The following is a 24,273-nucleotide window of genomic DNA, read 5'->3' as shown; positions in this document are numbered from 1 at the left end:
GGTATAAACGGAGGTTTCCGAATAAATATCCCCCGCCGGACAGGATGGAGGATGACAGGTATGAGGCGAATAATTTCAACGCGAACTGTGAGTGCGATACCAGTTATTTGATACATTAAATTCGTTAATGTGAACTAAAGCGAATCGTTTGATTTTCACCCGACCCTGCCCGCTTTCCCCCGATGTGGTATAAAAATAAAAAACCGCCGGGACGAACGAATGACCACACCACGCGATATTCATCAAACCTTCACCCGACTGCCCGGGCTTGAGCGGCGCAGCACCTGGCAGAGCACGCAGGCCTATAAGCGCCACAGCCACCCGCAGCTCTCAATAGGGGCGATTCTTGAAGGCGGCACGCGCTGCGTCTGCGATGGGCAGGCGTATCTTTTATCCCCCGGCGACCTTATCGTTATCCCGGCCAACGCGCCGCACAGCTGCAACCCGATACAGGGAAAACCGCGCAGCTACCATATGCTCTATATCGACACGCTGCTGCCATTAGCCCGACAGGTGATTCGCCACGACGCGCTGTTCCGTCTGTATCTCACCGTGGTTGAACAGATGTCCGCCGACGCGCTGACCGCGCTGTTATCCGCCCTTTCACTGAACGCGAACGGTGAAGAAACGCGGCGCGCCACCAGCCAGCAATTGCAGCAGGCGCTGTTGGCTGATCCTGTCTCTCCGCCCTCCCTTGATGAATTCGCCGCCCGCTTCGCGCTGCGCAAAGAGACCCTAATCCGCACGTTCAAGCAGGATACCGGCCTGACCCCCGGCAGCTTTCTCAACAACTCCCGCGTCGAGTACGCCAAAGCACGGCTGCGCGCCGGGGACGAGATCGCCGACGTGGCCTACCAGACCGGCTTCGCCGACCAGAGCCACTTCCACAAAACCTTCGTTAACTACACGGCCGCCACGCCGCGTCAGTACGCGTTGGGTAGATCAATATCCGACAATAATTAACGTTCCCACAGGCATACGCTGGCCTCACGCTTTTCATTGAGGTCGCTATGGAACAGGTCACATCGTTATTCCCTCCGGCATTTCCCGCACTGGCGCTGGCGCACTTTATGGCGCTGCTCAGCCCGGGGCCGGACTTCTTCTTACTCGTCGGTTACGCCATCCGCTATCGGCTGCGCGGCAGCGTTGGGCTGTGCTTTGGTATTGCGGCGGGAAACGGGCTGTACATTTTACTGGTGGTCGTTGGCGCGGGGCTGCTGCGTCAGATGCCGCTGCTGTTTACCTTTATCGAACTGTTGGGTGCGGGCTATCTGTTCTGGGTGGGTCGTCAGTTGCTGCAAAGCCGCGCTGGGCCGCTGGCGTGGCAGCACGTCACATCGGCGCGGCCTTCGCTAACCAAACAGCTATTATTAGGGTTGGGCTCTTCACTGCTGAACCCGAAGAATGCGCTGTTTTATCTGGCGCTGATGACGGCGCTGCTGGGCCCGGACGTAACCGTGGCGCAGCAGGCGATATGCGGGATCTGGATGACCAGCGTCGTGCTGCTATGGGATCTGCTGTTGATCGTGCTGATCGCGCTGCCGCAGGTTCAGCGCCGTTTGGGCAATCTTGTCTGGAAAATTGAACGTGCCGCCGGTGGCATACTGATCGGCTTCGGTGGCTGGATTGTCTGGCAGTTAATCATGGGATAAACGGTGTCGGGCAGCGTCAGTTACCACGCTGCCCGTATTTTAACGCAGCTCATTGCGTCGCAGCCCAATATCTCTTAACTGTTCGTCGCTCATTCGCTGCAATATGCGGCGCGTTTGCTGCTGTATCCACCATTTTTTGATAAAACGTCCCACCAGCACAAAGCCGATAAAAGGCTGTCTCGCCCTGTTCTCGTGAAATTCCATACTCCACCTCCTCACCTTGTCAGAGGCTTTATCTTCGCGGATTTCGGGCCCTGCAATACAGATTCAAAAAACACTTTTATTTAACATACAGATTCGCTAAAACGGTATCTGCGTGCGGTTTTTCTCGCCTGACTGTACTGGTTTTTTCATCTGTATGGCGATAACTGGGGATACAGCAATGACGCGTTACCAACATCTGGCCAACCTGCTGGCCGAGCGGATTGAACAAGGGCTGTATCGCCACGGCGAGAAGCTGCCCTCCGTGCGCAGCCTGAGCCAGGAACACGGCGTCAGCATCAGCACCGTGCAGCAGGCGTATCAGACGCTGGAGCAGCGCCAACTGATCACCCCGCAGCCGCGTTCTGGCTACTTCGTCGCCCCGCAGAAAGCCCAGCCGCCGGTGCCGCACATGTCGCGCCCGGTACAGCGCCCGGTGGAGATAACCCAGTGGGATCAGGTATTGGATATGCTGGAAGCCCGCGGCGATAAATCCATTATCCCTTTCGGCGGCGGCTCGCCGGACGTCGCCCAGCCCAGCCTGAAGCCGCTCTGGCGCGAGATGAGCCGGGTGGTGCAGCACAACATCATTGATGTGCTGAGCTATGACGAGCTAGCCGGCCGCCGCGAACTGCGCGAACAGATCGCCCGCCTGATGCTCGACAGCGGATCGGTGGTGACCGCCGACTCGCTGATCATCACCAGCGGCTGCCACAGCGCACTCTCGCTGGCATTGCTGTCGGTATGCCAGCCCGGCGACATTATCGCCGTTGAATCCCCCACCTATTACGGCACCATGCAGCTGCTGCGCGGGTTAGGGCTGAAGGCCATTGAGATCCCAACCGATCCCAACACCGGGATCAGCATCGAAGCGCTGGAAATGGCGCTGGATCAGTGGCCGATCAAAGGGGTGATCCTCGTCCCCAACTGCAACAACCCGCAGGGCTTTATCATGCCCGACGCCCGCAAGCGCGCGGTGCTGAGCCTTGCCCAGCGCTACGATATCGTGATTTTTGAAGATGATATTTACGGTGAGCTGGCAACCGAGTACCCGCGCCCACGCACCATCCACTCATGGGACATCGACGGCCGGGTGATGCTGTGCAGCTCGTTTACCAAAACCATTGCCCCCGGCCTGCGCATTGGCTGGATAGCGCCGGGCCGCTATTATGACAAGCTGCTGCAAATGAAGTACGCCGCCAGCGGCACCAACGTACCCTCAACCCAGCTTGCCGCCTCTAACTTTATCCGCGAAGGCCACTACCACCGCCACGTCCGACGGATGCGGCAGATCTACCAACGCAACATGGAGATCTACACCTGCTGGCTGCGCGAGTTCTTCCCCTGCGGGATCTGCGTTACTCGCCCGACAGGCGGCTTTATGCTGTGGGTCGAACTGCCCGAACAGGTGGATATGGTGTGCGTCGCCCAGCAGCTGTGCCGGATGAAGATCCAGGTGGCGCCGGGATCGCTGTTTTCCGCGTCGGGGAAATACCGGAACTGCTTGCGGATCAACTGCGCGCTGCCGCCGATTGAGAAGCATCGGGAGGTGATGGTGCAGTTGGGGATGGCGGTGAAAGTGGCGATGGAGTGGGATGAAACCACCGCCCATCGTTGATGGCAGGTCTGAGATTACTGATAACGTGGCGCTTCACGTTTATGCCGGGTGGCGGCTACGCCTTACCCGGCCTACACATCAGATCTCATGTAGGCCTGATAAGCGAAGCGCCATCAGGCAGCGGGTTTGCCCCGAAAGCAGCCCCATCTCGCTTTATGACGGTTAAAAGAACCACTCCGGTTTCACACCAAAACGCGCAGATAACGCCTTAATGTGAGCGATAGTCAAAGAACGCTGGCCGGACAGGATCTGGCTCACCAGTGACTTAGAGCCGATCTCCTCTTTAAGATCAGCATAAGACAGCTTGTGCTGGTCAATCAACGTACGCAGCAGCGCAACGCCGACCGGCATCTCAGCGATGGCCTTGTTGAATTCTGCAAAACGTTCGCTGTTATCTTCGTAGTCCGCGATTTTGCTCGCCAGGAAGTCGATAAGCGGGTTTTCATCAGCGTCCGTGATCATTCTTTGTTCTCCCTGTAATAGCGGGTCAACTTTTCGAATTCAGCGCGGGTGTTAATATGCTTCACAAATATTATTGCCGGATGGCGTTTTGCTTATCCGGCCCACTTTATATTTCCCTTCGATTTAATTCCCGTATTTATATTTCCAGTTACGCGTTTATTATTGTCTATTTTTAGCTGGCTTTATTTTTATTTACTGGTTGTTTTTACAGGTGTTATTTTTCGCAAGGCACCCGTGGTGGAACACGAGCGCCTCGCTAATCACAATCACTATTCCAGGAGAATAGCCATCATGACTACCGTCCATTCTATTGCAGATCCGTGCGATCCAGAAGTCTCCCCAACCAATAACCGTCTCCTTACCGTGAGTTATGCGAGTCGTTATCCGGATTACACCCGCATTCCCGCGCTCACCATGAAGGGCCAGTGGCTGGAAGCCGCCGGTTTTGTCACCGGTACCGAGGTGGATGTAAAGGTGATGAACGGCTGTATTGTGATCACCGCAAAGCAACCAGAGCCTGAACTAACACGCTCTTTGCGGCAGGTGAGCAAGCTATCTGCGCGTAAGCAAAAGCAGGTGCAGGAGTTTATTGGGGTGATTTCGAGTAAGGCTCGCCGACGGGAGGCGTAAGGTCAGTTTGCGCGATTGAGCGCGTGTTATTGCCGGGTGGCGCTGCGCTTACCCGGCCTACAATTTTACGATACTTTTTCCACCGCACCTTCCCCATTCGCCGCATCCTGCGGTCGTGAAACCGTGCGGCTTTTACTGCCATCCACCCCCACCGCAATCTCCCCTTCCACCGTTACCCGACGCACCACGCGCGGCTGGGTGCCGTAGTCGTTGACCGCGTAATGTTGGGTGCTGCGATTGTCCCAAATCACCACGTCGTCCTGCTGCCACTGCCAGCGCACGGTGTTGTCGAGGCGGGTGATGCGGTTTTGTAGCAGTTCGAACAGCTGCGCGGATTCCCGTGAGCTGAAGCCCACCAGCCGTTTGACGAAATGCCCCAGTAGCAGCGCACGTTCGCCGCTGACCGGGTGGACGTGCACCACCGGGTGCTCGGCTTCCCAAAGGGATGAAACGAACACTTTCTGGTGATGCGCCAGGCGGTGCGTTTCGACGACCACGCGCTCGGCGCCGTAGTCATAATCGTTGCTGTGCACTGCGTGCAGGGTGTCGACGAAGCGCTTAAGCGTCTCCGGCAACTGCTCGTAGGCACGGGCGGTGTTGGCCCACACGGTGTCGCCGCCGTATTCCGGGATGGTGACGCCGCGCAGGATGGAGATTTTCGGGAAGGCGTCAACGAAGGTGACGTCGGTGTGCCAGGAGTCGGCGCGGCCGCCGCCTTTGGAGGCATCGAGTTCGAACAGTTTGGTGCCTTCCGGGGACGGTACCGTTGGGTGGGGAACAATCTTGCCGAAGCGCGCGCCGAAAGCCTGATGCTCGGCATCGGTCAGGTGACCTTGCTGGCGGAAGAACAGCACTTTGTATTTGACCAGCGCCGCGTCGAGCTGGGCGAAAGTGTCAGCATCCTGGTTTGCAGAGAGGCGAATGTCGCGGATCTCCGCGCCGATATTGCCCGCTACGCGGCGTACGTTCAGTAAAGGAAAATCGGTATCAGCAGTGTTCACAGCAGTCATGATTGCGCCCCTTTAAAATCGTCAGAAACCCGAATATAGAAATATTCCGCCAGGTCACAAAGTCGAGTTTGTGATATTGATAGGTCGCAGATGGGATTGCATTATTCGGCATCGAGCCGCCCCGGGGTCGGCGTAAACGCCTCGCCCGGGCTACAAGCTGGTAGCCCGGCCAAGCGCAGCGCCGCCGGGAATAGCACAGGAGTCTTTATGAGCACGGAAATCACCCTCACCCCCGCCGAACGCGAGAAGCTGCGCGATCAGCTAACGGATTACTGCGCCAAACAGTTCGACCTCGATCTGGAGCAGTTCGACGCGGAGTTCTTTATCGATTTTATTATCGAGAAGCTGGGGCCAGCCTTTTATAACGCTGGCATTGATGAGGCGATTCGCACCCACTTTGCGTGGAGCGAGCGCATTCAGGAAGAGATGGATCTGAAGAAAATTCTATGAGTTCACAGTACGTTATTCGTTCTTTACGCGACCATCCCGAGCAGATGGAGGCGGTTATCGCCTATTTCCAGCAGCAGTGGGCCTCGGAAGCATCGATGATGGTTTACGACGATGCGCTGCGCCGCACGCCGGGGGCGAAAAATCCGCTGCCGCAATGGTACTGGCTGCAGGACGGCGAGCGGATCATTGGTTGCGCGGGGTTGATTACCAACGACTTTATCAGCCGCGGCGAGCTGTACCCGTGGCTGTGTGCGCTCTATATCGAGCCGGAATATCGTCGGCAGGGGGTGGCGCGGCGGTTGATTGAGCATATCGCGCGGCACGCCCACACGCTGGGGTTTAGCCAGCTGCATCTGTGCACCGACATCGACGGGTTTTACGAGAAATCAGGGTTCATATTTAACGGGTTAGGCTACCATCCGTGGGGAGAATCTTCGCGGGTCTACAGCCGAGAGCTTGGGGCATGATCAACAAAACCATACTTTAAACAGGGTTATAATGGCGACTCATTTTATCGTCTCCCGTGTTACGGGGAAGGAAAATCATGTCGCTTATCACCGATCTACCCGCCATTTTCGATCAGTTCTCCGAAGCCCGCCAGAAAGGCTTTCTCACCGTGATGGATCTCAAAGAGCAAGGCACGCCGCTGGTCGGCACCTACTGCACCTTTATGCCGCAGGAGATCCCGATGGCGGCGGGCGCGGTCGTTGTGTCGCTCTGCTCTACGTCGGATGAAACCATCGAAGAAGCGGAGAAAGACCTACCACGCAATCTGTGCCCGCTTATCAAAAGCAGCTACGGCTTTGGCAAAACTGACAAATGCCCCTACTTCTATTTCTCCGATCTGGTGGTGGGTGAAACCACCTGCGACGGCAAAAAGAAGATGTACGAGTACATGGCCGAGTTTAAGCCAGTGCACGTTATGCAGCTGCCGAACAGCGCCGCCGACGCGGCTTCCCGCGCGCTGTGGAAGGCGGAAATCCTGCGTCTTCAGCAGGCGGTTGAAGCACGTTTCGGCACGCATATTTCCGAAGCATCGCTGCGCGAGGCGATCGCCCTCAAGAACCGCGAGCGCCGGGCGTTGGCCAACTTCTACCGCGTCGGGCAGCTCAATCCACCGGCATTAAGCGGCAGCGACATTCTGAAAGTGGTGTATGGCGCAACCTTCCGCTTCGATAAAGAGGCGCTGATTAATGAGCTGAACGGCATGGCCGAGCGCGTGCGTCAGGAGTGGGAGAGCGGCAAGCGGCTGGACGCGCGCCCGCGCATTCTGATCACCGGCTGCCCGATCGGCGGCGCGGCGGAGAAAGTGGTCAAAGCCATTGAGGACAACGGCGGCTGGGTAGTCGGTTTTGAAAACTGCACCGGCGCGAAGGCCACCGAGCGCTGCGTCGACGAGGACGGCGACGTGTACGACGCGCTCACCGACAAGTACCTCGCCATCGGCTGCTCGTGCATCTCGCCGAACGACCAGCGTTTAACGTTGCTCAGCCAGATGGTGGAAGAGTATCAGGCCGATGGCGTCGTCGACGTGATTTTGCAGGCTTGTCATACCTATGCCGTTGAATCGATGGCAATTAAGCGCCACGTGCGCCAGCAGCACAACATTCCCTATATCGCCATCGAGACCGACTACTCCACCGCGGATATCGGCCAGCTCAGCACCCGCGTGGCGGCCTTTATTGAAATGCTGTAGGAGCGCACGTGACGTTATCAATAGGCATTGATTCAGGGTCGACCGCCACCAAAGGTATCCTGCTGGAAGACGGCGTTATCCGCCGTCGTTTCCTCTCACCCACGCCGTTTCGCCCCGCCGATGCGATTGTTGAGGCATGGGAAACGCTGCGCGCCGGGCTCGAAGTGCGGCCATTTTTGACGCTTACCGGTTACGGCCGCCAGTTGGTTGATTTTGCCGACAAGCAGGTGACGGAGATCTCCTGCCACGGGCGCGGCGCGCGGCTGCTGCTGCCGGAAACCCGTACGGTGATTGATATCGGCGGTCAGGACAGTAAGGTGATTCAGTTGGATGAGGACGGCAACCTCACCGATTTCCTGATGAACGACAAATGCGCGGCAGGGACCGGGCGCTTTCTGGAGGTGATTTCCCGCACGCTAGGGGCCAGCGTCGAGCAGCTGGATGCGCTGACGGAAGGGGTTGAGCCGCACGCCATTACCAGTATGTGCACGGTGTTTGCTGAATCCGAAGTGATTAGCCTGCGCTCCGCGGGCGTCCCGCCGGAGGCGATTCTGGCGGGGGTGGTTAACGCGATGGCGCGACGTAGCGCCAACTTTATTAGCCGACTGTCGGCGCAAGGGCCGCTGCTGTTTACCGGCGGCGTTAGCCACTGCGCGGCGTTTGGGCGGATGCTTTCAGAGCACGTGAACATGCCGGTGCACACGCATCCCGACGCGCAGTTTGCCGGGGCGATTGGCGCGGCGATGATTGGGCAACGGATGAGAAAATGACGGAGTATCTGTTTTTGTTCCACTCAACGCTGGGCGTGGTGCAAACCCGCAAAGCGCTCCAGGCCGCAGAGATATCCTTCCGGGTGGCGGATATTCCGCGCCAGCTTCGCGGCGGCTGCGGGCTGTGTATTTATCTGCATTGCGAGGAAGGCAGCGAGTTACGTTGGGTGATGCCCGGCGCAACGGAGAGTATTTATCGCTGCGGCGAAGGGTTTGTGTTGTTGCATACGTTCCCGGCGTAGTTTGGTGTTTTGCCGGGTGGCGGCTGCGCCTTACCCGGCCTACAAACGGCGGCGTAGGCCTGATAAGCGCAGCGCCATCAGGCAATTAGCGGCACCATTTCTCCTGCTGTAACTCCAGCAATAACAGCATCATCAGCGCCTGCGCATACGGCACCGGCGCCATGGCGATATCACAGTAATATTGCAGATCCGGCCCGACCATCGTCCCTTTCGACGCTTCCAGTAAGATCCCATCGTCGATTCTGTCGCGTAGCGCGTGCCAGGCGCGCATCGCGTTTTCGGCCACCTTCTCGTCGAGGATTCCCATTCGCACGCCGCGCAGCATACCGTAAGCGATCCCCGCCGTGGCGGAAGATTCCTGCGGCGATAACGGATCGTCGAGCAGCGTGTGCCACATGCCGTTGTCGGCCTGAAGATCGCACAAGGTATTCACCTGGCGCGCGACCACCACCGAAAGATAGCGCTTCACGCTGGCGTCCAGGCTGTCGCCGAGCAGAGCGATAAATTCTGGGATCGCCACGGTGATCCACGCGTTGCCGCGCGCCCAGAAGGCTCCAGAAAAGTGATGTTTACCGACAAACGTCCAGCCGTGATACCACAGGCCGCTCGCCGGTTCGCACAGGTAGCGGGTGTGCAGCAGGAACTGGTACGAGGCTTCGTCGATCAGATCTTTGCGCTTAAGCACCACACCTGCGGTGCCGAGGAACAGGCAGGTCATAAACAGCGTATCGTCCCACAGATGACCGGTGTTCGGCTGCTCTTTCACCACGTGCTGGAAGCCGCCCTCTTCGGTTTTCGGCAGAGTACGCAACAGCGCGTCGGCCCAGTCGTTCACCACCTTCAGCAGATCGTCTCGCCCGCTGTGCCCGGCCACCAGCGCGAGGGTGATCATCGGCGCGGTGGTGTTGATCTGGATTTCCGGCAGCCCTTTTGCCAGCTGATCTTCATACCAGGTGAGGATCGACTGTTGGAGGCGGGCATCATTCTGCTGGCGAGCATACTGCCAGAAGCCGTACAGGCCGACGCCCACTTCCCATTCCCACTCTTCGAAGTGGATGGCAAAGCCTTCACCGCCGCTGGTGCCGACTTCACCCATATTTTTCAGGCGGCAGAAGCCCTGAACCACCTGCTCCAGCAGGCCGTTTAATGCTGCGTTGTTCATTGCGCGTCTCCTGACAGCGTGACCTGAATTTCATTGCCCACCAGCGTCGGGAACGCGGCGGCCTTGCCGTTGTGTTGGCAGTTACCCTGTTCGTCGAGCTGCATCAGCGTGTGCTGGCTATCCATCACCCGCGCGACATCGCCTTGATGTTCAATGCGCAGCGCCTGAACGCGCTGGCAGAAGGCGCTAAAATCACCCTCGCCCACCTCCAGCCACCACGCCACGCGGCGGCCTTCGGCACGCACCTCATCGCCGTTGACGGTGAGCGGCTGCGAGCACAGCACGGCGACAAAGGCGTTACCCGCCCGCACGGCAAAGCCCTGCGCCAGCGGAAGCACTTCCTCAAAAGCTTCGGCATGAAGATGCAAGTGCGTCCAGCCGAGTGCGTCGCGCGCGTCCAGTTGCCACAGCAGCATCGCCTGATTCTCCACCTGCATCACGCGCGGCAGTACGCCGTTGCCCGCCCAGAAGGAGGGACGCGCTTCGCTGCCCGGCGCAACGTCGCCCGGATGGTTTACCCACAATCGGGCATCGGGACACGCGGCAAACTGCACATCCACCAAATGCTGCTGATGCCCGCGCTCGCCGCTGTGGTGATCCACGCAGCTCGAGAGGCTTACCGCTGGCTGTTTCCACGCCACAATGTTGCCGCCGCCGCACTGGTAGTGGGCGCTGAGCGTACCGTGAGTTAAACGCGCGTTGCGTGCCGATTCCAACGGCGGCACGTAGTCGCTCAGGCAGAAAAACGGCAGCGAGGCGCACTTGCGGTTGACGTGCCCGCCGCCCCAGGCCACGTGGCCGAAGGCGGAAAGCTCGGTCATCTGGCCTGCCAGTAGCTCTTTCTCATACACCCGGCCCATGGTGCCCGCAGCAATGCCGGACTGGTAGTGCAGCGCGCTGGTCTGCATCAGACGGTCGATCAAATGGCGCGCGCGCTGACGCAGCGCGGCATCGTCGGCCAGTTGGTAGAGCGCGAACAGGCCGATGTGGTCCACCGGGTAGTAAGGCGCGGAGTTCCACTCGACAAAGCCCTGCTGCTCGACGGCATCGAACCAGGCGTTCAGGCGCTGGGCGGCCAACGCCTGTTGTTCGCGGCCCGTGCGGCCAGAGGCAATAAAGCGTTCCTCCGGGAACATCTGTCCGGCGAGGTACTGCGCGGTATGGAAGCAGAGCGCATGGTTTTCGCTCCAGTACCACATTACGTCGTTGCCCAGTTCGTCGTACCAATAGCGATAGCCGACAATCGCGGAGCGTACGCGTTTCCACAGCACCGCCGGGAAGTGTTCGCCGTGGAAGTCATGCCAGATCCACAGCAGCGGCACCATCGAGAAATCCGAACAGTCCTGGCGAGCGCTGATGCGTTGCAGGGTGCGAATCAGCAGTTCCTGCGCCAGAGGGCCGGTATCGCCCACGTGCAGCATGGCGAGCAAACGCCCGGTACGCGGCACACCGTGCTCGGCGATGTAGCTCAGGGCCACGCGTTTGCGGGTCTCCAGCACGCCTTCACCGCCGGGCAACGCCTCTTGGGGCAGCACGGTCACGCTAAGCGCGCGGCTCATGGTGACCTCCCCCAGCGAGGCGGTCAGCGTCAGGCGGTAGTGGCCCATGTCGATAGAGGCGGGAAGCGGAAGCGTTAGCTCGCCGTTGCCGGTGGTGACCAGGCCGAAATCCAGCGGGATCGTTGGAATGCAGTCGTTGCCGAGGCTGTGCACCGCGCCGCGCAGCGTCAGGGTCAGATTCGCCGGGCAGGTCAGCGCCAGACGCTGGTTGCGCACGGTGATGGTGGCGGGCAGCGCGTCCATAAACTGCGCCAGCGTTTCCACATACGCCGTATCCATCGTTGGTAACCCCGCCTCAAGCGGGTGCTCACCAAGATAGATCATGCGGAAGGCAAAAATGGCGTCGCGCTCAAACAGCTCGTCGAGGTGAATAAGCAGCGCGTTCTCCCCCTGCTGGAGAGGAATCTCAACGGCCTGCGTTTGCAGCGTATTGCGGGTAAACGGCGTGAAGCAGACAACCTGCTCGTTGCCGCTCCAGATACGCGCGCCGCCGCAGGTGGCAATCTCGAAAGGATAGCGATCCGTTTGCGGCGCATGCAGGGTGACGCGCAGCCAGCGCTGGCTGTGGGTGGCGACCGTCTGCACGCCGGAAAAAGTGACGGTATCGCTGCGTCCGGTCCAGCTGACTTCAGCCGCCGGTAACGCCTTCTCCAGCGACACGGCGCGCTGCGCAAAGTCTCGGCGGAAGATGCGTCGACAAAATGACTCCGCCGCCGGGCCTTTGCCGTTGGCGAACCGGTAGTCCATCGGCTCATCGACCGCTTCGCCCGTGAAAAACTCCGCAAACCGCTCATTGTGCGGCAGTGACACCGTAAAACGCGTCAGCGCTTTGCCCGCAACCAGCCTCATCATGCTTTCCTCAATAACCGCTAAGTAATTGCGCACTATTTTCTGGAAATGAAAAACCGCAGGCTATGCGGATAAGGACGGGGTTTTGCGGAACTGCCCGGTCATTCACAATCCTGACCGGACTCGGGGATAAAACGTGATGGATATCACATGATGATAGCTATCTGCCCATGATGAACCGGGGAAATTCACGTTTCCCCGCCACAGCGGTCAACGGCATGGTGATCGCCATCACACTTTACCCTTTCAACTGCGTCAGCTCGTGGCTCAGGCTGTCGGCCAGCATGCGCACGCGGGTTGGGTCGAACATCACGTGCAGCCCCGGCGACGCGTCGGTGTGCTGGGCGCAGAAGCTGTCCATTTCCGCCGCGCAGCGGTACAGCTCCTGAATATTAACCTGGCAAATCTCGCGCATGCTCCAGCTGTTTTCCACCAGCCGCGCAAAGTGGAGGGTGAAGAAGGCTTTCTGGGCGTGGCGGAACAGCAGGCAGTAGAGGTCGAAGCCCTGCCACTCCTCCTGCCAGCGTTTTTGCAGTGAATACGGGAACGCCGCGCGTTCGGCAAAGGCCAGCGCCTGTTCGCGCAGCGTGACCGCCGCCTGCCAGGCACCGTCTTTCTCTTCGGCAATCAGCGACAGGTTGCGCCCGGAGGTCTCCACGTCGCTGGCGCTGAAGAAAATGTCGCGCTCGGAACCCGGCAGCCAGTGGTTGCGGTTGAGCTGGCCGTACAGGCTCCACACCGCCTGACCGTAGCTTGCCGGTACCTGGCTGTGGCGGTGGAAGACGTGATCGCGCACGTAGATGGCCTGATACAGCACCTGCCCGGCCTGCGCCATCAGTGACTGAAATTCCTCGAACGTCGCCTCATCGGGCCGCCAGCCGTAGCATTCATCCAGCCAGTGGGTCAGCATTAGCGCGCGGGTCAGATGTTCATTTTCCCGCGAGAGGATCTGGCTACAGGCCACCAGATTGCACTCGCTCAACGTGCCGATCACCCAGTGGTTGTCGACCCCTTCCCAGCTGGTTTTGCATACCGCGCCGTTAATGCTGCTGTTGCCACGGCACCACAGCAGACGCCCCTGTAGCTCGTCGATGCGCGGGAACGGAAACACGCCCCAGCCCACCTCTTCGCCTACCAGATCGAGCTCCACCCAGACGTCGCGATTTTCCACGTCGAGCAGCGCCGGGTTATTGGGAAACGTCGGCCAGAAGCGTTCCGGCGTGAGTTTTATCGACACCGACACGCATTCCGGCAGGGTGCGAACCGCCTCCATCACGTTGGCGATGTCGTGGTTACCCGCCGGGAAGGCGCGCAGCACCAGATGTTTGTTCTCGCGCATCATCGCCCGCGCCATGGCGCTAAAGCACTGGGTATAGCGCGACAGGCTGCGCGGGTCGATGTGCGGCGAAGGGTCGTCCTGCCCGGTCAATTCCCAGTTGGGACGAGAAACCGGCAGCAGGCCGTCGGTATTAGAGAGCGCCACCAGCAGCCCGCTCATGGCGGGAATTTGCTGGCACAGCAGCATGAGTTTATCCGCCAGATACTGACACCAGAATTCCACATCAAAGCGGATGCTGCCGTCTTTATCAATCAGCTGCGGGTGCGCCGCCAGCAGGTCGGCGGGGAAGCTGAGCTCTTTAGCCTGGAGGTAAAAACGCAGCCCTTGCTTGTGGCAGTAACCGGCAAGACGGTTGAGATAGACACAGCGGGCGCGCTGCTGGCTGGAGAGACGATCGTTGTACTGGTGCGGCGTGTAGCCCTTCGGCGAGACCAGCTTGTCGAACAGGTCGACCTGGCCGACAATCACGGTATTAAAATCATGGCGGGCCGCCCACTGCACCAGCTCGCAGGCTTTCTCCCAGTTCCAGAACTCTTGATTATTCAGTTCCAGCGCACGCGTTTTCCACATCGTCTTCTCCCTCACGCCACCTCGGCGAGCGGCTATTGTTAGCACAAATGGGGGAGAAGATTCAGCGTCCTGAAGTGCGCTACTTCACAATAAAGCGCGTTGGGGCGAAACAGTTGAGCAGGCGGTGCAGGATAAACACCATCGTCAGGGTCGCCAGCAGCGAGATGGTCACCGAAGTGGCGCGATACACATCGCTGAACACCAGGTCACCGTCCGGCTGGAGGTTCTGACCAAACATAATGCCGATGGTGGTGATACTGGCGAAACCGACGCCCGCCCCCACTTTCTCCATCACGTGCAGCCGCGCGCTGAACGCCAGCCCTAAGCCGATAAGCGGCATCATCAACAGCATATGGCTACTGTGATCGTAGAGGATCAGCTGTATCACCAGAATGTACAGGCAGGCCAGCACCACGCCCGCCACGCGCCAGATGGAGCTGATCACCGCGCCGCGATAGTGCATTGGGAAGAGGATCAAAATCCCGGCCATCAGCGCCGACAGCGAGTCGCTCAGGTCGCTTACCTGGAAGATGACAAAGATAATCGTCGCCACCGTGCCCGAGAGCAGCGATTCGTGGCGTACCCGCGCCGCGTCTTTTTCAATCAGCGGCGGCGGCTTACGCGGTTCGACATCCGGGATCAGGTAATGCATCAGCGCGCTCAATACCACCGCCATCACGCTGGCCTCAATATTGGAAAACAGCAGCGTGTGCCAGTTGGCGGTAGGGTAGCTCATAAAGTTGAGCATCACGCTCTGGCAGACCACGCCCATCGAGCCAAACAGGAACAGCGGCCCCTGGCTCATAAAACGAAAACGCACCACGTACAGCGCAAACACTACCGCCGTCATAATCACTGGCCATTGGCTGAGATAGCCGATGATCAGTACCATTTCGAGGCAGTTCAACGACGCACTGAAGATAAACTGCTTGGCGACGTGGCGGTTAAATACCGGTACTAAAGACATTAACAGCAGCGGGTAAACGACGAAGAACACGCCGTAGTGAGTATCGTAAAACGTCGAGATACTCAGCGCCACCATACCGGCAAAGGCAATGCGCAAGGTCTGACGGAAATCATTCGCCGTGTAGACGATGTTGCCGTGAGGGGTAAAGACCTGCGCGAGGGTTTTAATAGACATAGTGCAGCCAGCTAATCAGGTGAATTTGCAGCCCTGAGAAGAAGCGGGCAAAGCCGCTCTCGCTGTTATACAGCTGCACCGTGGCGCGCGCGCCGGTTGGCAGGGTTTTATCCAGCGGTTCGTTCAGCGCCACGTGAATGCGCATACGCTGTGCGTCACGCACCCAGCGGGTGGACTGCTCCGGCTGCGACAGTTCGCCGTTGACCGCTTCCTGGCCGGCGAGGATCCCCGCATCGCTGCTGGTCACCTTCGCGTCAAACACCTGACCCGGCAGCGCATCAAACACCACCGCCGCATCGGTACCCTGTTTGGTATGGCGCAGGCTCTTTTCACGGAAATCGGCCACGATATCGGTTTTCTGATTCACCACCGCCATCACCGCGCTACCCGCCGAGGCATACAGGCCGGGGCTAAGCTGGAGGTTACTGACGGTGCCGTCCGCTTCGGCGCGGATTTTGGTCCAGTCGAGGTTGAGCTGCGCTTCCCGCAGCGCCGTCTGGTACTGCTGAAGGGTGACGTTGCGATTATCATCACGCTCGCCGCGCTGAATTTGCAGGTTGTGGATAGACGCATGCAGCGCGCTGACCGACTGCTCGCTGGTTTGCCAGGTGGTGCGGACTTTATCGAGATCCGACTGCGAGACGTTCTGCATACGGCTCAGGCTCTGGTAGCGATCGTAGGTCACGCGGTCGTTGCGGGCCGTGAGCTGCGCGGTCTTGAGGTTCGCCTGTGCGGCGGCAATCTGGGCATCAAGCTGCTGATTGCTCAGCTTGGCCTGCGCCAGCGCTAACGCAGCGGAATCGACCTTATTCTGGAACGGGGTTGGGTCCAGTTCATACAGCAGATCGCCCTTTTTCACCGTGCTGTTGTTGTGCACGTAGACCTGCGAAACGTAGCCGGAGACGCGCGAAGAGATAGGCGTCACGACGCGCATCACCGTGGAGTCCGGCGTTAGCGGGATCCAGATATCAGCAACGATAAAATAGAGAAACATTAGCAGGAAAGAGGCAATACTGACCCTTACCCAGCGGGCAAACTTCTGTTCTGGCGTCATCATGGTGTTTAGTCGGTTTTATTATTTTCTTCGCGGATATTCCGCAGATTGCAGGCTATTTGATTCAGGGTGTCGCTAAACTTCGCGATGTCGTCGGCGGGAATGCCGTTGGCGACGCGCGTCTGGAAGGCTTCAATCACCTGATTTAGCGTCTGGAGCACAGCCCGACCTTCGTCGGTGAGCGTCAGCAGGCGAATGCGTTTGTCGTACGGTGAGACGGTGCGCTGCAGGTAGCCCTGCTGTTCCAGTAACGTGAGCGTGCGCATCAGCGGCGGCATTTCAATACCCTGCGTCTGTGCAAGCTCACTGACCGAAACGTTGTCACCCAACTGATGAAGCTGCATTAGTACCGTCCAGCTAGACTGGGTCAAGCCGGTATCGGTAATCGCGTGATCGATGATTGAACGCCACTGGCGTACCACCATCGCCATGCGCATACCCATTGGGCGGCGGGCAAACAGCTCATCTTCGGTCATCACACTCTCCGGTTATTTCGTATCACTACGATAATACTTACCATGATAAGTATCAAGGAACAGAGAGGCTAAACCGCATGGATTGTAAAACGGGGCTATCTGGCCGCCATGTACTCCACGTCCATGGAAGTACAGTTAACAAAGCCAATACGCGCCAGCGAGGTGATGGGGCCACGCGCGGTGAAAGGAACCCGGTACTCTTCATCTTCGATAGTCACCTCGCCGAAGCGAAGTTCGGGGGTCATGGTGCCGAGCTGACTTTTTTCCTGATACCAGCGCGGGAAGCGGCCGCGTAAATAGTCCTCTTTCACCCGCAGCAGCGCTTTACGGGAAAAATCCGGACGACAGGCCGATGTCGTATCGTGGAAGGTTTCATGGACAACGCATATCGTCGAAATGCCCGCAGTCAGCAGGCCACAAAATAGTGCAGTCACTAATAATGTCTTTTTCATGCTGAAGGTAGGTTATGTTGAGTTAATGTATTATCACATCGGGGTATTCTAGAAACATCAGGGGGTATGTAAACCCGCCCGTTGGTATTGTTGCGTAAATATCGAATAAATAACTCAGTAAAAAAGATGAGTTACCATAATATATGCATACTGATTGTCGATAATCTCCTTTAATTGTTTTATGCCGCCTCTATTATTAATAATCCTATTTATTTTTACACCATCAAAATAATGAAGTCTAATATTACTAAAAGACAATTTTTATATATTTCTGTGTACCCTTATTCAGAAATAACGCCGTTTTATGGTGAAGGGGTAGACAGCGCAGGCGGTTTGGTGGCAGGATAAAAAGATGAACACAAACGTGACCGTTACCCGCTTCAACCGTTGGTGGCTGCCTTCATAACAGGCGGCTCGGGTTACGTTATCTTTTTTCAAAGCCGCCGAAAGGCGGCTTTGTTGTTTCTCAGTCTCGTCTTTCGGCTTTATATCTCATAAGGAACGACTGATGAACACCACCCATACTATCCTGACCGGCGACCGTCCAACCGGCCAACTGCATCTCGGCCACTACGTCGGCTCACTGCGCCAGCGCGTGCAACTACAGCATGAACATCAGCAGTTTATTCTGATTGCCGACCTGCAGGGGTTGACCGACAACGGCAGCAATCCGCAAAAAATCAGTCACCATATTCTGGAAGTGATGGCCGACTATCTGGCGGTGGGCATTGACCCGAGCCGCACCACCATCTGCCTGCAATCCGCCCTGCCCGCGCTGGCGGAGTTGACCGCGCTGTATATGAATATCGTCACCGTGGCGCGCGTAGAGCGTAACCCGACGGTGAAAAACGAGATTGCGCAGAAAGGTTTCTCCCGCTCGCTGCCGGTCGGCTTTATGGCCTATCCGATTAGCCAGGCCGCCGACATTACCGCCTTTAACGCCGATCTCGTGCCGGTGGGCGACGATCAGCTGCCGATGATCGAGCAAACCAACGAGATCGTACACAAGATGAATAGCCTGACCACCGAGCCGGTGCTGCGCCACTGCAAAGCGCTGCTGAGCGACGTCAGCCGTCTGCCGGGCATTGATGGCGGCGCGAAGATGTCGAAATCGCTCGGCAATACGCTGACCCTGAGCGCCAGCGAGTCAGAGATCCATCAGGCGGTGAGCGCCATGTACACCGACCCCAACCACCTGCGCGTAGCCGACCCAGGGCAAGTCGACGGCAACGTGGTCTTCACCTATCTCGATGCATTCCATCCCGATAAAGCGCTGGTCGCAGACATGAAGGCGCACTACCAGCAGGGCGGACTGGGAGACCGACAGTGCAAAAACGTGCTGGAAGCGTGCTTACAGGAACTGCTGGCTCCTATCCGTGAACGCCGTGCGACCGTGATTCAGGATAAAGGCATGCTGCTGGAACTGCTGCGCCAGGGCAGCGAACGGGCGCACGAGGTCACTCAGCAGACGCTGCACGCGGTTAAACGCGGGCTTGGGCTGCCGGTGCTATTCTGAACGCGATGAGGGCTCAGGCGTTGCCGAGCTCTCATCCACTTTGATTAATTGTGTTAATGCTTCCGCAAACCCATGTTAACGGCATGGACATACTGAATGCCGGTGTTAGTATGACATTGACAGTAGCTATATTTATGCGTGTTTCATTTACGGCCAGGATTGCTGACGATGACCACATGAGTAGCACTCTTCACAGCATCCTTTCCTTTCTTTCAAGACGAAACGCGCGCACTCAGCAACAGGGAACAGAGCGGGTAGCGTATGGACAAATTCAAGCAGCATTGGGCCTGGTATATCGTCGGTATCGCGGTGGTGATTGCCGCCGTGGCGTGGTGGATGCTTCGTCCGCCGGGGTTACCAGCAGGGTTCGCCAGCAGCAACGGCAGAATTGAAGCCACGGAAGTGGACATTGCCACCAAGACCGCCGGACGTATCGAATCAATCATCGTCAAAGAGGGGCAGTTTGTCCGTCAGGGTGAGGTGCTGGCCCGCATGGACACGCGGGTGCTGAACGAGCAGCGCCTGGAAGCAGCCGCACAGATTAAAGAGGCGCAGAGCGCCGTCGCCGCCGCCAAAGCTCTGTTGGATCAGCGTCAGAGTGAAATGCGCGCCAGCGAAGCCATCGTCAAACAGCGCCAGGCAGAGCTGGACTCTACTTCCAAACGTCACGCCCGTTCCAGCACGCTGTCGCAGCGCGGCGCCGTCTCCGCCCAGCAGCTCGACGATGACCGTGCCGCCGCCGAAAGTGGCAGGGCGGCACTCGAGTCCGCCCGCGCGCAGGTTTCTGCTGCCCGCGCCGCCATTGAAGCCGCCCGTACCAGCATCATCCAGGCGCAAACCCGCGTCGAAGCTGCCCAGGCCACCGAACGCCGTATCATGGCCGATATCGACGATAGCGAACTGAAAGCCCCACGCGATGGACGCATCCAGTACCGCGTAGCCGAGCCGGGCGAAGTGCTGGCCGCCGGGGGGCGCGTGCTGAATATGGTCGACCTAGCCGACGTCTACATGACCTTCTTCCTGCCCACCGAGCAGGCCGGACTGCTCGCCATCGGCAGCGAGGTGCGCATCATCCTCGATGCCGCGCCGGATCTGGTGATCCCCGCCAATATCAGCTTTGTGGCAAGCGTTGCTCAGTTCACACCGAAAACTGTCGAAACCAGCGATGAGCGGCTTAAGCTGATGTTCCGCGTCAAAGCGCGCATTCCGCCAGAGCTGCTGGCCGAGCACCTTGAGTATGTGAAAACCGGCCTGCCGGGGATGGCCTACGTACGGCTGGATAACCAACAGCCGTGGCCTGCCGCGTTGATGGTGAGGTTGCCGCAATGAAACAGGATATCCACCCCGCCGTCGCCCGGCTGGAGCACGTCGGCCAGCATTTTGGCGCGACCGTCGCGCTGCACGATATCACGCTGACCATCCCTTCCCGCCGTATGGTGGGACTCATTGGCCCGGATGGGGTGGGCAAATCGAGCCTGCTGTCTCTGATTGCCGGTGCGCGAGTGATTGAGCAAGGCAACGTGATGGTGCTCGGCGGCGACATGCGCGATGCCCGGCACCGCCGCGATGTCTGCCCAAAAATCGCCTGGATGCCGCAGGGGCTGGGCAAAAACCTCTATCACACTCTGTCGGTCTACGAGAACGTCGACTTCTTCGCGCGGCTGTTTGGTCACGATAAAAGCGAGCGCGAAGCGCGCATTGACGAACTGCTGCAAAGCACCGGGCTGGCACCGTTCCGCGACCGCCCGGCGGGAAAACTCTCCGGCGGGATGAAGCAAAAGCTTGGCCTGTGCTGTGCGCTGATCCACGATCCGCAGTTACTGATCCTTGATGAACCCACCACCGGCGTGGACCCGCTTTCTCGTTCGCAGTTCTGGGCGCTTATCGACAGCATCCGCGAACGCCAGCCGGAGATGAGCGTGCTGGTCGCCACCGCCTATATGGAAGAAGCAGAGCGCTTCGACTGGCTGGTTGCCATGAACGCCGGGGAAGTGCTGGCCACCGGCAGCGCGGAACAACTGCGTACCCACACCAACAGCCAGACGCTGGAACAGGCGTTTATTGCCCTGCTGCCGGAGGCGCAGCGCAAGGCACACCAGCAGGTTGTCATCCCACCGCGCGATACCCGCGAAGAAGAAATCGCCATTGAAGCGCGGGGGCTGACCATGCGCTTTGGCAACTTTGTCGCGGTGGATCACGTGAACTTTCGTATCGCCCGCGGCGAGATTTTCGGCTTTCTCGGCTCCAACGGCTGCGGTAAGTCCACCACCATGAAGATGCTGACCGGGCTGCTGCCCGCCAGTGAAGGGGAAGCCTGGCTGTTTGGTCAGCCGGTCGATCCAAAAGATATCGAGACTCGTCGCCGGGTGGGCTATATGTCGCAGGCCTTTTCGCTCTACAGCGAGCTGAGCGTACGGCAGAACCTGGAGCTGCACGCGAAGTTGTTCCATATCCCGGATGACGAAATTCCCGCACGGGTTGCCGAAATGAGCCAGCGTTTTATGCTCGCCGAAGTGGAGAACGCCCTGCCCGCCGCGCTGCCGCTCGGTATTCGCCAGCGTCTGTCGCTGGCGGTGGCGGTTATTCATCGCCCGGAGATGCTGATCCTCGACGAACCGACCTCCGGCGTGGACCCGGTGGCCCGCGATATGTTCTGGCAGCTGATGGTCGACCTGGCGCGCCAGGATAAGGTCACCATCTTTATCTCCACCCACTTTATGAACGAGGCCGAGCGCTGCGACCGTATTTCGCTGATGCACGCGGGCAAAGTGCTGGCGAGCGATACGCCGCAGACACTGGTCGAAAAACGCGGCGCGGCCACGCTGGAAGAGGCATTTATTGCCTACTTACAGGAGGCTTCCGACCCCGTTCCGGTTGCGGAAATGGTGGATGTTCCCGTTAAACCCGAGAGCGAACCGCCGCGTCAGGCCTTTAGTCTGCGTCGCCTGTTCAGCTACAGCCGCCGTGAAGCGCTGGAACTGCGCCGCGATCCGGTGCGATCGACGCTGGCGCTGCTGGGAACGGTGATCCTGATGTTTATCATGGGCTATGGGATCAGCATGGACGTAGAGGATCTGCGCTTTGCGGTGCTCGACCGCGACCAAACGGTCAGCAGCCAGGGCTGGTCGCAGAACATTGCCGGCTCGCGCTATTTTATCGAGCAGCCGCCGCTGCACAGCTACGATGAACTGGACCGCCGAATGCGCGATGGCGAACTGGCGGTCGCTATCGAAATTCCGCCAAACTTTGGTCGCGATATTGCCCGCGGTACGCCGGTAAAGATAGGCGTATGGGTTGACGGCGCGATGCCAAACCGCGCAGAAACGGTACGCGGCTACGTGCAGGCGATGCACCTTTCGTGGTTACAGGAGATGGCCGGACGGCAGCCTTCCGCCAATCGCGATACCTCATTGATTTCTATCGAGACACGCTATCGCTATAACCCGGATGTGAAGAGCCTTCCGGCGATCGTTCCAGCGGTGATCCCGCTGCTGCTGATGATGATCCCGGCGATGCTCAGCGCGCTGAGCGTGGTACGGGAGAAAGAGCTGGGTTCGATCATCAACCTGTACGTGACGCCCACCACCCGCACCGAGTTTTTACTCGGTAAGCAGATGCCTTACATCGTGCTCGGGATGTTCAACTTCTTGCTGCTCTGCGCGCTATCGGTGTTCGTTTTTGGCGTGCAGCATAAGGGGAGTTTCCTGACGCTGACGCTGGCGGCGCTGCTGTATGTCACCATCGCCACCGGGCTGGGGCTGTTGATCTCCACCTTTATGAAGAGCCAGATTGCGGCCATCTTCGGGACGGCGATCATTACGCTGATTCCGGCCACCCAGTTCTCCGGGATGATCGATCCGGTCGCGTCGCTTGAAGGGCCAGGCCGCTGGATTGGCCAGATTTACCCGACCAGCCACTTTCTGACCATCGCCCGCGGCACCTTCTCTAAAGCGCTGGGGCTAGGTGACCTGTGGGCCTCGTTCATTCCGCTCCTGATTGCCGTGCCGCTGGTGCTGGGATTAAGCGTGTGGCTGCTGAAAAAACAGGAGGGATGATGCGCGGATTACGCAATATTTATAACCTCGGCGTGAAGGAATTGCGCAGCCTGTTAGGCGATAAGGCGATGCTGACGCTGATTGTGTTCGCCTTTACCGTTTCGGTCTACTCTTCGGCAACGGTGATGCCGGGCTCGCTGCATCTGGCGCCGATTGCTATCGCCGATATGGATAAATCGCAGCTTTCGTCGCGGATTATCAACGGCTTCTATCGGCCGTGGTTCCTTGAACCCGAGCTGATTACCGCCGACGAGATGGACGCAGGGCTGGATGCCGGGCGCTATACCTTCGCCATCAATATTCCACCTAATTTTCAACGGGATGTACTGGCAGGAAGGCAGCCGGATTTGCAGGTTAACGTCGATGCCACCCGCATGAGCCAGGCATTTACCGGCAATAGTTATATCCAGAACATCATCACCGGGGAGGTGAACAGCTTCGTGGCGCGGTATCGGGATAACAGTGCGCTGCCGGTGGAGCTGGCAGTGAGGATGCGCTTTAACCCGAATCTTGAGCAGGCACGTTTTGGCGCAGTGATGGCGATCATCAATAACATTACGATGCTGGCGATCGTGCTCACCGGATCGGCATTGATCCGAGAGCGAGAGCACGGCACGGTTGAGCACCTGCTGGTGATGCCGGTGACGCCGTTTGAGATTATGCTCGCCAAGGTCTGGTCGATGGGACTGGTGGTTCTGGTGGTGTCGGGGCTGTCGTTGATGCTGATGGTGCAGGGGATCCTGCAAGTGCCAATAGAAGGATCGGTGCCACTGTTTATGCTGGGGGTTGCGCTAAGTCTGTTTGCGACCACGTCGATCGGCATTTTTATGGGGACGATTGCCCGGTCAATGCCACAACTGGGGTTGTTGATGATCCTCGTATTGCTGCCGCTGCAGATGTTGTCCGGCGGTTCGACGCCGAGAGAGAGTATGCCACAGCTGGTGCAGGACATTATGCTCACCATGCCTACGACGCATTTCGTGAGCCTGGCGCAGGCTATTCTTTATCGCGGTGCGGATTTTGCTATCGTTTGGCCGCAGTTTTTAACGCTGCTGGCGATTGGCGGAGCATTCTTTGGGATTGCGCTGGTACGTTTTCGTAAGACGATTGGGGAAATGGCATAAGATTTGTAGGCCGGATAAGGCGTTTTCGCCGCCATCCGGCAGTGTGCACCATCCCGGAGTCGGCTGAACGCCTCGTCCGGGCGACCAGCGCCGTCTGTAGCCCGGGCGAACGTAGTGACCCCGGGAACATCACCGTACTTTCATTTGGTACAGACGCAAAAAAGCCCATCCGTCAGGATGGGCTTCTTCACTAATTGATGCCTGGCAGTTCCCTACTCTCGCATGGGGAGACCCCACACTACCAT

General features: G+C 58.5%; 22 protein-coding genes and 1 pseudogene. 13 read left to right on the top strand and 10 right to left on the bottom strand.

The genetic code is table 11. From position 1 onward, the window contains the following. Nucleotides 1–219 precede the first annotated feature (219 nt). The gene (locus ACH1XZ_RS15680) at nt 220–963 is read left to right on the top strand and encodes a helix-turn-helix transcriptional regulator (RefSeq protein ID WP_395596308.1); all 744 of its coding nucleotides are present in this window, start codon (nt 220–222) and stop codon (nt 961–963) included. 47 nt (nt 964–1,010) lie between these two features. After that, entirely contained in the window at nt 1,011–1,652 is a 642-nt protein-coding gene (locus ACH1XZ_RS15675; protein WP_395596307.1) for a LysE family translocator, read from the top strand. 39 nt (nt 1,653–1,691) lie between these two features. Here the strand turns inward: ACH1XZ_RS15675 and ACH1XZ_RS15670 are convergent, their stop codons facing one another. Beyond that, on the bottom strand, nt 1,692–1,856 hold the full coding sequence (locus tag ACH1XZ_RS15670; protein ID WP_333500526.1) for a DUF1127 domain-containing protein: 165 nt from the start codon (nt 1,854–1,856) through the stop codon (nt 1,692–1,694). Nucleotides 1,857–2,034: 178 nt separating this feature from the next. Here ACH1XZ_RS15670 and ACH1XZ_RS15665 point away from each other — a divergent pair, with 178 nt between their 5' ends. Continuing rightward, complete coding sequence (locus ACH1XZ_RS15665) at nt 2,035–3,471, top strand: aminotransferase-like domain-containing protein (protein ID WP_395596306.1); 1,437 nt, start codon at nt 2,035–2,037, stop codon at nt 3,469–3,471. A 162-nt stretch (nt 3,472–3,633) separates the two neighbouring features. Here the strand turns inward: ACH1XZ_RS15665 and ACH1XZ_RS15660 are convergent. Continuing rightward, nucleotides 3,634–3,933: pseudogene (locus ACH1XZ_RS15660) on the bottom strand (helix-turn-helix domain-containing protein); the annotation flags it as partial. Between the two features lie 291 nt (nt 3,934–4,224). Here ACH1XZ_RS15660 and symE point away from each other — a divergent pair. Beyond that, entirely contained in the window at nt 4,225–4,563 is a 339-nt protein-coding gene (gene symE, locus ACH1XZ_RS15655; protein WP_395596305.1) for an endoribonuclease SymE, read from the top strand. Between the two features lie 65 nt (nt 4,564–4,628). Here the strand turns inward: symE and ACH1XZ_RS15650 are convergent, their stop codons facing one another. Next, a complete protein-coding gene (locus ACH1XZ_RS15650) occupies nt 4,629–5,573 on the bottom strand; it encodes a TauD/TfdA dioxygenase family protein (RefSeq protein WP_395596304.1) in 945 nt (314 codons plus the stop codon). Between the two features lie 207 nt (nt 5,574–5,780). On the opposite strand from ACH1XZ_RS15650, the gene ACH1XZ_RS15645 reads away from it, so the two are divergent. The 5 genes from ACH1XZ_RS15645 (at nt 5,781) to ACH1XZ_RS15625 (ending at nt 8,731) form a co-directional block, all read left to right on the top strand. Next, entirely contained in the window at nt 5,781–6,023 is a 243-nt protein-coding gene (locus ACH1XZ_RS15645) for a DUF2164 domain-containing protein (protein ID WP_395596303.1), read from the top strand. Continuing rightward, nucleotides 6,020–6,490: a GNAT family N-acetyltransferase gene (locus tag ACH1XZ_RS15640; protein ID WP_395596302.1), complete on the top strand. Its 471-nt coding sequence runs from the start codon at nt 6,020–6,022 to the stop codon at nt 6,488–6,490. Before ACH1XZ_RS15645 ends, ACH1XZ_RS15640 begins: the two co-directional genes overlap by 4 nt. A 77-nt stretch (nt 6,491–6,567) precedes the next feature. Further along, nucleotides 6,568–7,719: a double-cubane-cluster-containing anaerobic reductase gene (locus ACH1XZ_RS15635; protein WP_395596301.1), complete on the top strand. Its 1,152-nt coding sequence runs from the start codon at nt 6,568–6,570 to the stop codon at nt 7,717–7,719. Nucleotides 7,720–7,727: 8 nt separating this feature from the next. Beyond that, nucleotides 7,728–8,489: a putative 2-hydroxyacyl-CoA dehydratase activator YjiL gene (yjiL, locus tag ACH1XZ_RS15630; RefSeq protein ID WP_395596300.1), complete on the top strand. Its 762-nt coding sequence runs from the start codon at nt 7,728–7,730 to the stop codon at nt 8,487–8,489. Continuing rightward, nucleotides 8,486–8,731, top strand: a complete 246-nt coding sequence (locus ACH1XZ_RS15625) for a DUF3343 domain-containing protein (RefSeq protein WP_395596299.1) — start codon at nt 8,486–8,488, stop codon at nt 8,729–8,731. The genes yjiL and ACH1XZ_RS15625 overlap by 4 nt, the downstream gene beginning before the upstream one ends. Nucleotides 8,732–8,816: 85 nt before the next feature. Here the strand turns inward: ACH1XZ_RS15625 and bglB are convergent, their stop codons facing one another. The 7 genes from bglB to ACH1XZ_RS15590 all read right to left on the bottom strand — a co-directional run bounded on the left by bglB (nt 8,817) and on the right by ACH1XZ_RS15590 (nt 17,315). Beyond that, nucleotides 8,817–9,893 carry a beta-galactosidase BglB gene (gene bglB / locus ACH1XZ_RS15620; protein ID WP_395596298.1) on the bottom strand — a complete coding sequence of 359 codons (1,077 nt, stop codon included), beginning with the start codon at nt 9,891–9,893 and terminating at the stop codon, nt 8,817–8,819. Continuing rightward, nucleotides 9,890–12,304 (bottom strand): hypothetical protein, encoded by a 2,415-nt coding sequence (locus ACH1XZ_RS15615; RefSeq protein ID WP_395596297.1) that lies wholly within the window; start codon nt 12,302–12,304, stop codon nt 9,890–9,892. The genes bglB and ACH1XZ_RS15615 overlap by 4 nt, the downstream gene beginning before the upstream one ends. Nucleotides 12,305–12,539: 235 nt before the next feature. Next, entirely contained in the window at nt 12,540–14,210 is a 1,671-nt protein-coding gene (locus ACH1XZ_RS15610; protein WP_395596296.1) for a hypothetical protein, read from the bottom strand. 79 nt (nt 14,211–14,289) lie between these two features. Beyond that, on the bottom strand, nt 14,290–15,351 hold the full coding sequence (locus ACH1XZ_RS15605) for a DUF2955 domain-containing protein (RefSeq protein WP_395596295.1): 1,062 nt from the start codon (nt 15,349–15,351) through the stop codon (nt 14,290–14,292). After that, complete coding sequence (locus ACH1XZ_RS15600) at nt 15,341–16,408, bottom strand: HlyD family secretion protein (RefSeq protein WP_395596294.1); 1,068 nt, start codon at nt 16,406–16,408, stop codon at nt 15,341–15,343. Before ACH1XZ_RS15600 ends, ACH1XZ_RS15605 begins: the two co-directional genes overlap by 11 nt. 5 nt (nt 16,409–16,413) lie before the next feature. Then, a complete protein-coding gene (locus ACH1XZ_RS15595; RefSeq protein ID WP_395596293.1) occupies nt 16,414–16,881 on the bottom strand; it encodes a MarR family transcriptional regulator in 468 nt (155 codons plus the stop codon). Nucleotides 16,882–16,976: 95 nt separating this feature from the next. Next, nucleotides 16,977–17,315: a YebF family protein gene (locus ACH1XZ_RS15590; RefSeq protein ID WP_395596292.1), complete on the bottom strand. Its 339-nt coding sequence runs from the start codon at nt 17,313–17,315 to the stop codon at nt 16,977–16,979. Between the two features lie 526 nt (nt 17,316–17,841). Between ACH1XZ_RS15590 and trpS the strand changes: the two genes are divergently transcribed. From trpS to ACH1XZ_RS15570, 4 genes are all read left to right on the top strand, one after another. Then, nucleotides 17,842–18,849 carry a tryptophan--tRNA ligase gene (gene trpS, locus ACH1XZ_RS15585; protein WP_395596291.1) on the top strand — a complete coding sequence of 336 codons (1,008 nt, stop codon included), beginning with the start codon at nt 17,842–17,844 and terminating at the stop codon, nt 18,847–18,849. Nucleotides 18,850–19,110: 261 nt separating this feature from the next. Further along, nucleotides 19,111–20,178: an HlyD family secretion protein gene (locus tag ACH1XZ_RS15580; RefSeq protein ID WP_395596290.1), complete on the top strand. Its 1,068-nt coding sequence runs from the start codon at nt 19,111–19,113 to the stop codon at nt 20,176–20,178. Continuing rightward, on the top strand, nt 20,175–22,904 hold the full coding sequence (rbbA, locus tag ACH1XZ_RS15575) for a ribosome-associated ATPase/putative transporter RbbA (protein ID WP_395596289.1): 2,730 nt from the start codon (nt 20,175–20,177) through the stop codon (nt 22,902–22,904). Before ACH1XZ_RS15580 ends, rbbA begins: the two co-directional genes overlap by 4 nt. After that, complete coding sequence (locus ACH1XZ_RS15570; RefSeq protein WP_395596288.1) at nt 22,904–24,028, top strand: ABC transporter permease; 1,125 nt, start codon at nt 22,904–22,906, stop codon at nt 24,026–24,028. The genes rbbA and ACH1XZ_RS15570 overlap by 1 nt, the downstream gene beginning before the upstream one ends. Nucleotides 24,029–24,273: the final 245 nt, after the last annotated feature.

The organism is Kluyvera chengduensis (assembly GCF_044197065.1).
GTDB classification, from domain to species: Bacteria; Pseudomonadota; Gammaproteobacteria; order Enterobacterales; family Enterobacteriaceae; genus Kluyvera; species Kluyvera ascorbata_C.
The sequence above is the reverse complement of the archived record's forward strand: the minus strand, read 5'-3'. Positions and strand labels throughout refer to the sequence as shown.

Coding starts and splice junctions, on each gene's coding strand:
- ACH1XZ_RS15680 (WP_395596308.1), top strand. CDS start 220: ATGACCACACCACGCGATATTCATCAAACCTTCACCCGACTGCCCGGG.
- ACH1XZ_RS15675 (WP_395596307.1), top strand. CDS start 1,011: ATGGAACAGGTCACATCGTTATTCCCTCCGGCATTTCCCGCACTGGCG.
- ACH1XZ_RS15670 (WP_333500526.1), bottom strand. CDS start 1,856: ATGGAATTTCACGAGAACAGGGCGAGACAGCCTTTTATCGGCTTTGTG.
- ACH1XZ_RS15665 (WP_395596306.1), top strand. CDS start 2,035: ATGACGCGTTACCAACATCTGGCCAACCTGCTGGCCGAGCGGATTGAA.
- symE (WP_395596305.1), top strand. CDS start 4,225: ATGACTACCGTCCATTCTATTGCAGATCCGTGCGATCCAGAAGTCTCC.
- ACH1XZ_RS15650 (WP_395596304.1), bottom strand. CDS start 5,573: ATGACTGCTGTGAACACTGCTGATACCGATTTTCCTTTACTGAACGTA.
- ACH1XZ_RS15645 (WP_395596303.1), top strand. CDS start 5,781: ATGAGCACGGAAATCACCCTCACCCCCGCCGAACGCGAGAAGCTGCGC.
- ACH1XZ_RS15640 (WP_395596302.1), top strand. CDS start 6,020: ATGAGTTCACAGTACGTTATTCGTTCTTTACGCGACCATCCCGAGCAG.
- ACH1XZ_RS15635 (WP_395596301.1), top strand. CDS start 6,568: ATGTCGCTTATCACCGATCTACCCGCCATTTTCGATCAGTTCTCCGAA.
- ACH1XZ_RS15625 (WP_395596299.1), top strand. CDS start 8,486: ATGACGGAGTATCTGTTTTTGTTCCACTCAACGCTGGGCGTGGTGCAA.
- bglB (WP_395596298.1), bottom strand. CDS start 9,893: ATGAACAACGCAGCATTAAACGGCCTGCTGGAGCAGGTGGTTCAGGGC.
- ACH1XZ_RS15615 (WP_395596297.1), bottom strand. CDS start 12,304: ATGATGAGGCTGGTTGCGGGCAAAGCGCTGACGCGTTTTACGGTGTCA.
- ACH1XZ_RS15610 (WP_395596296.1), bottom strand. CDS start 14,210: ATGTGGAAAACGCGTGCGCTGGAACTGAATAATCAAGAGTTCTGGAAC.
- ACH1XZ_RS15605 (WP_395596295.1), bottom strand. CDS start 15,351: ATGTCTATTAAAACCCTCGCGCAGGTCTTTACCCCTCACGGCAACATC.
- ACH1XZ_RS15600 (WP_395596294.1), bottom strand. CDS start 16,408: ATGATGACGCCAGAACAGAAGTTTGCCCGCTGGGTAAGGGTCAGTATT.
- ACH1XZ_RS15595 (WP_395596293.1), bottom strand. CDS start 16,881: ATGACCGAAGATGAGCTGTTTGCCCGCCGCCCAATGGGTATGCGCATG.
- trpS (WP_395596291.1), top strand. CDS start 17,842: ATGAACACCACCCATACTATCCTGACCGGCGACCGTCCAACCGGCCAA.
- ACH1XZ_RS15580 (WP_395596290.1), top strand. CDS start 19,111: ATGGACAAATTCAAGCAGCATTGGGCCTGGTATATCGTCGGTATCGCG.
- rbbA (WP_395596289.1), top strand. CDS start 20,175: ATGAAACAGGATATCCACCCCGCCGTCGCCCGGCTGGAGCACGTCGGC.
- ACH1XZ_RS15570 (WP_395596288.1), top strand. CDS start 22,904: ATGCGCGGATTACGCAATATTTATAACCTCGGCGTGAAGGAATTGCGC.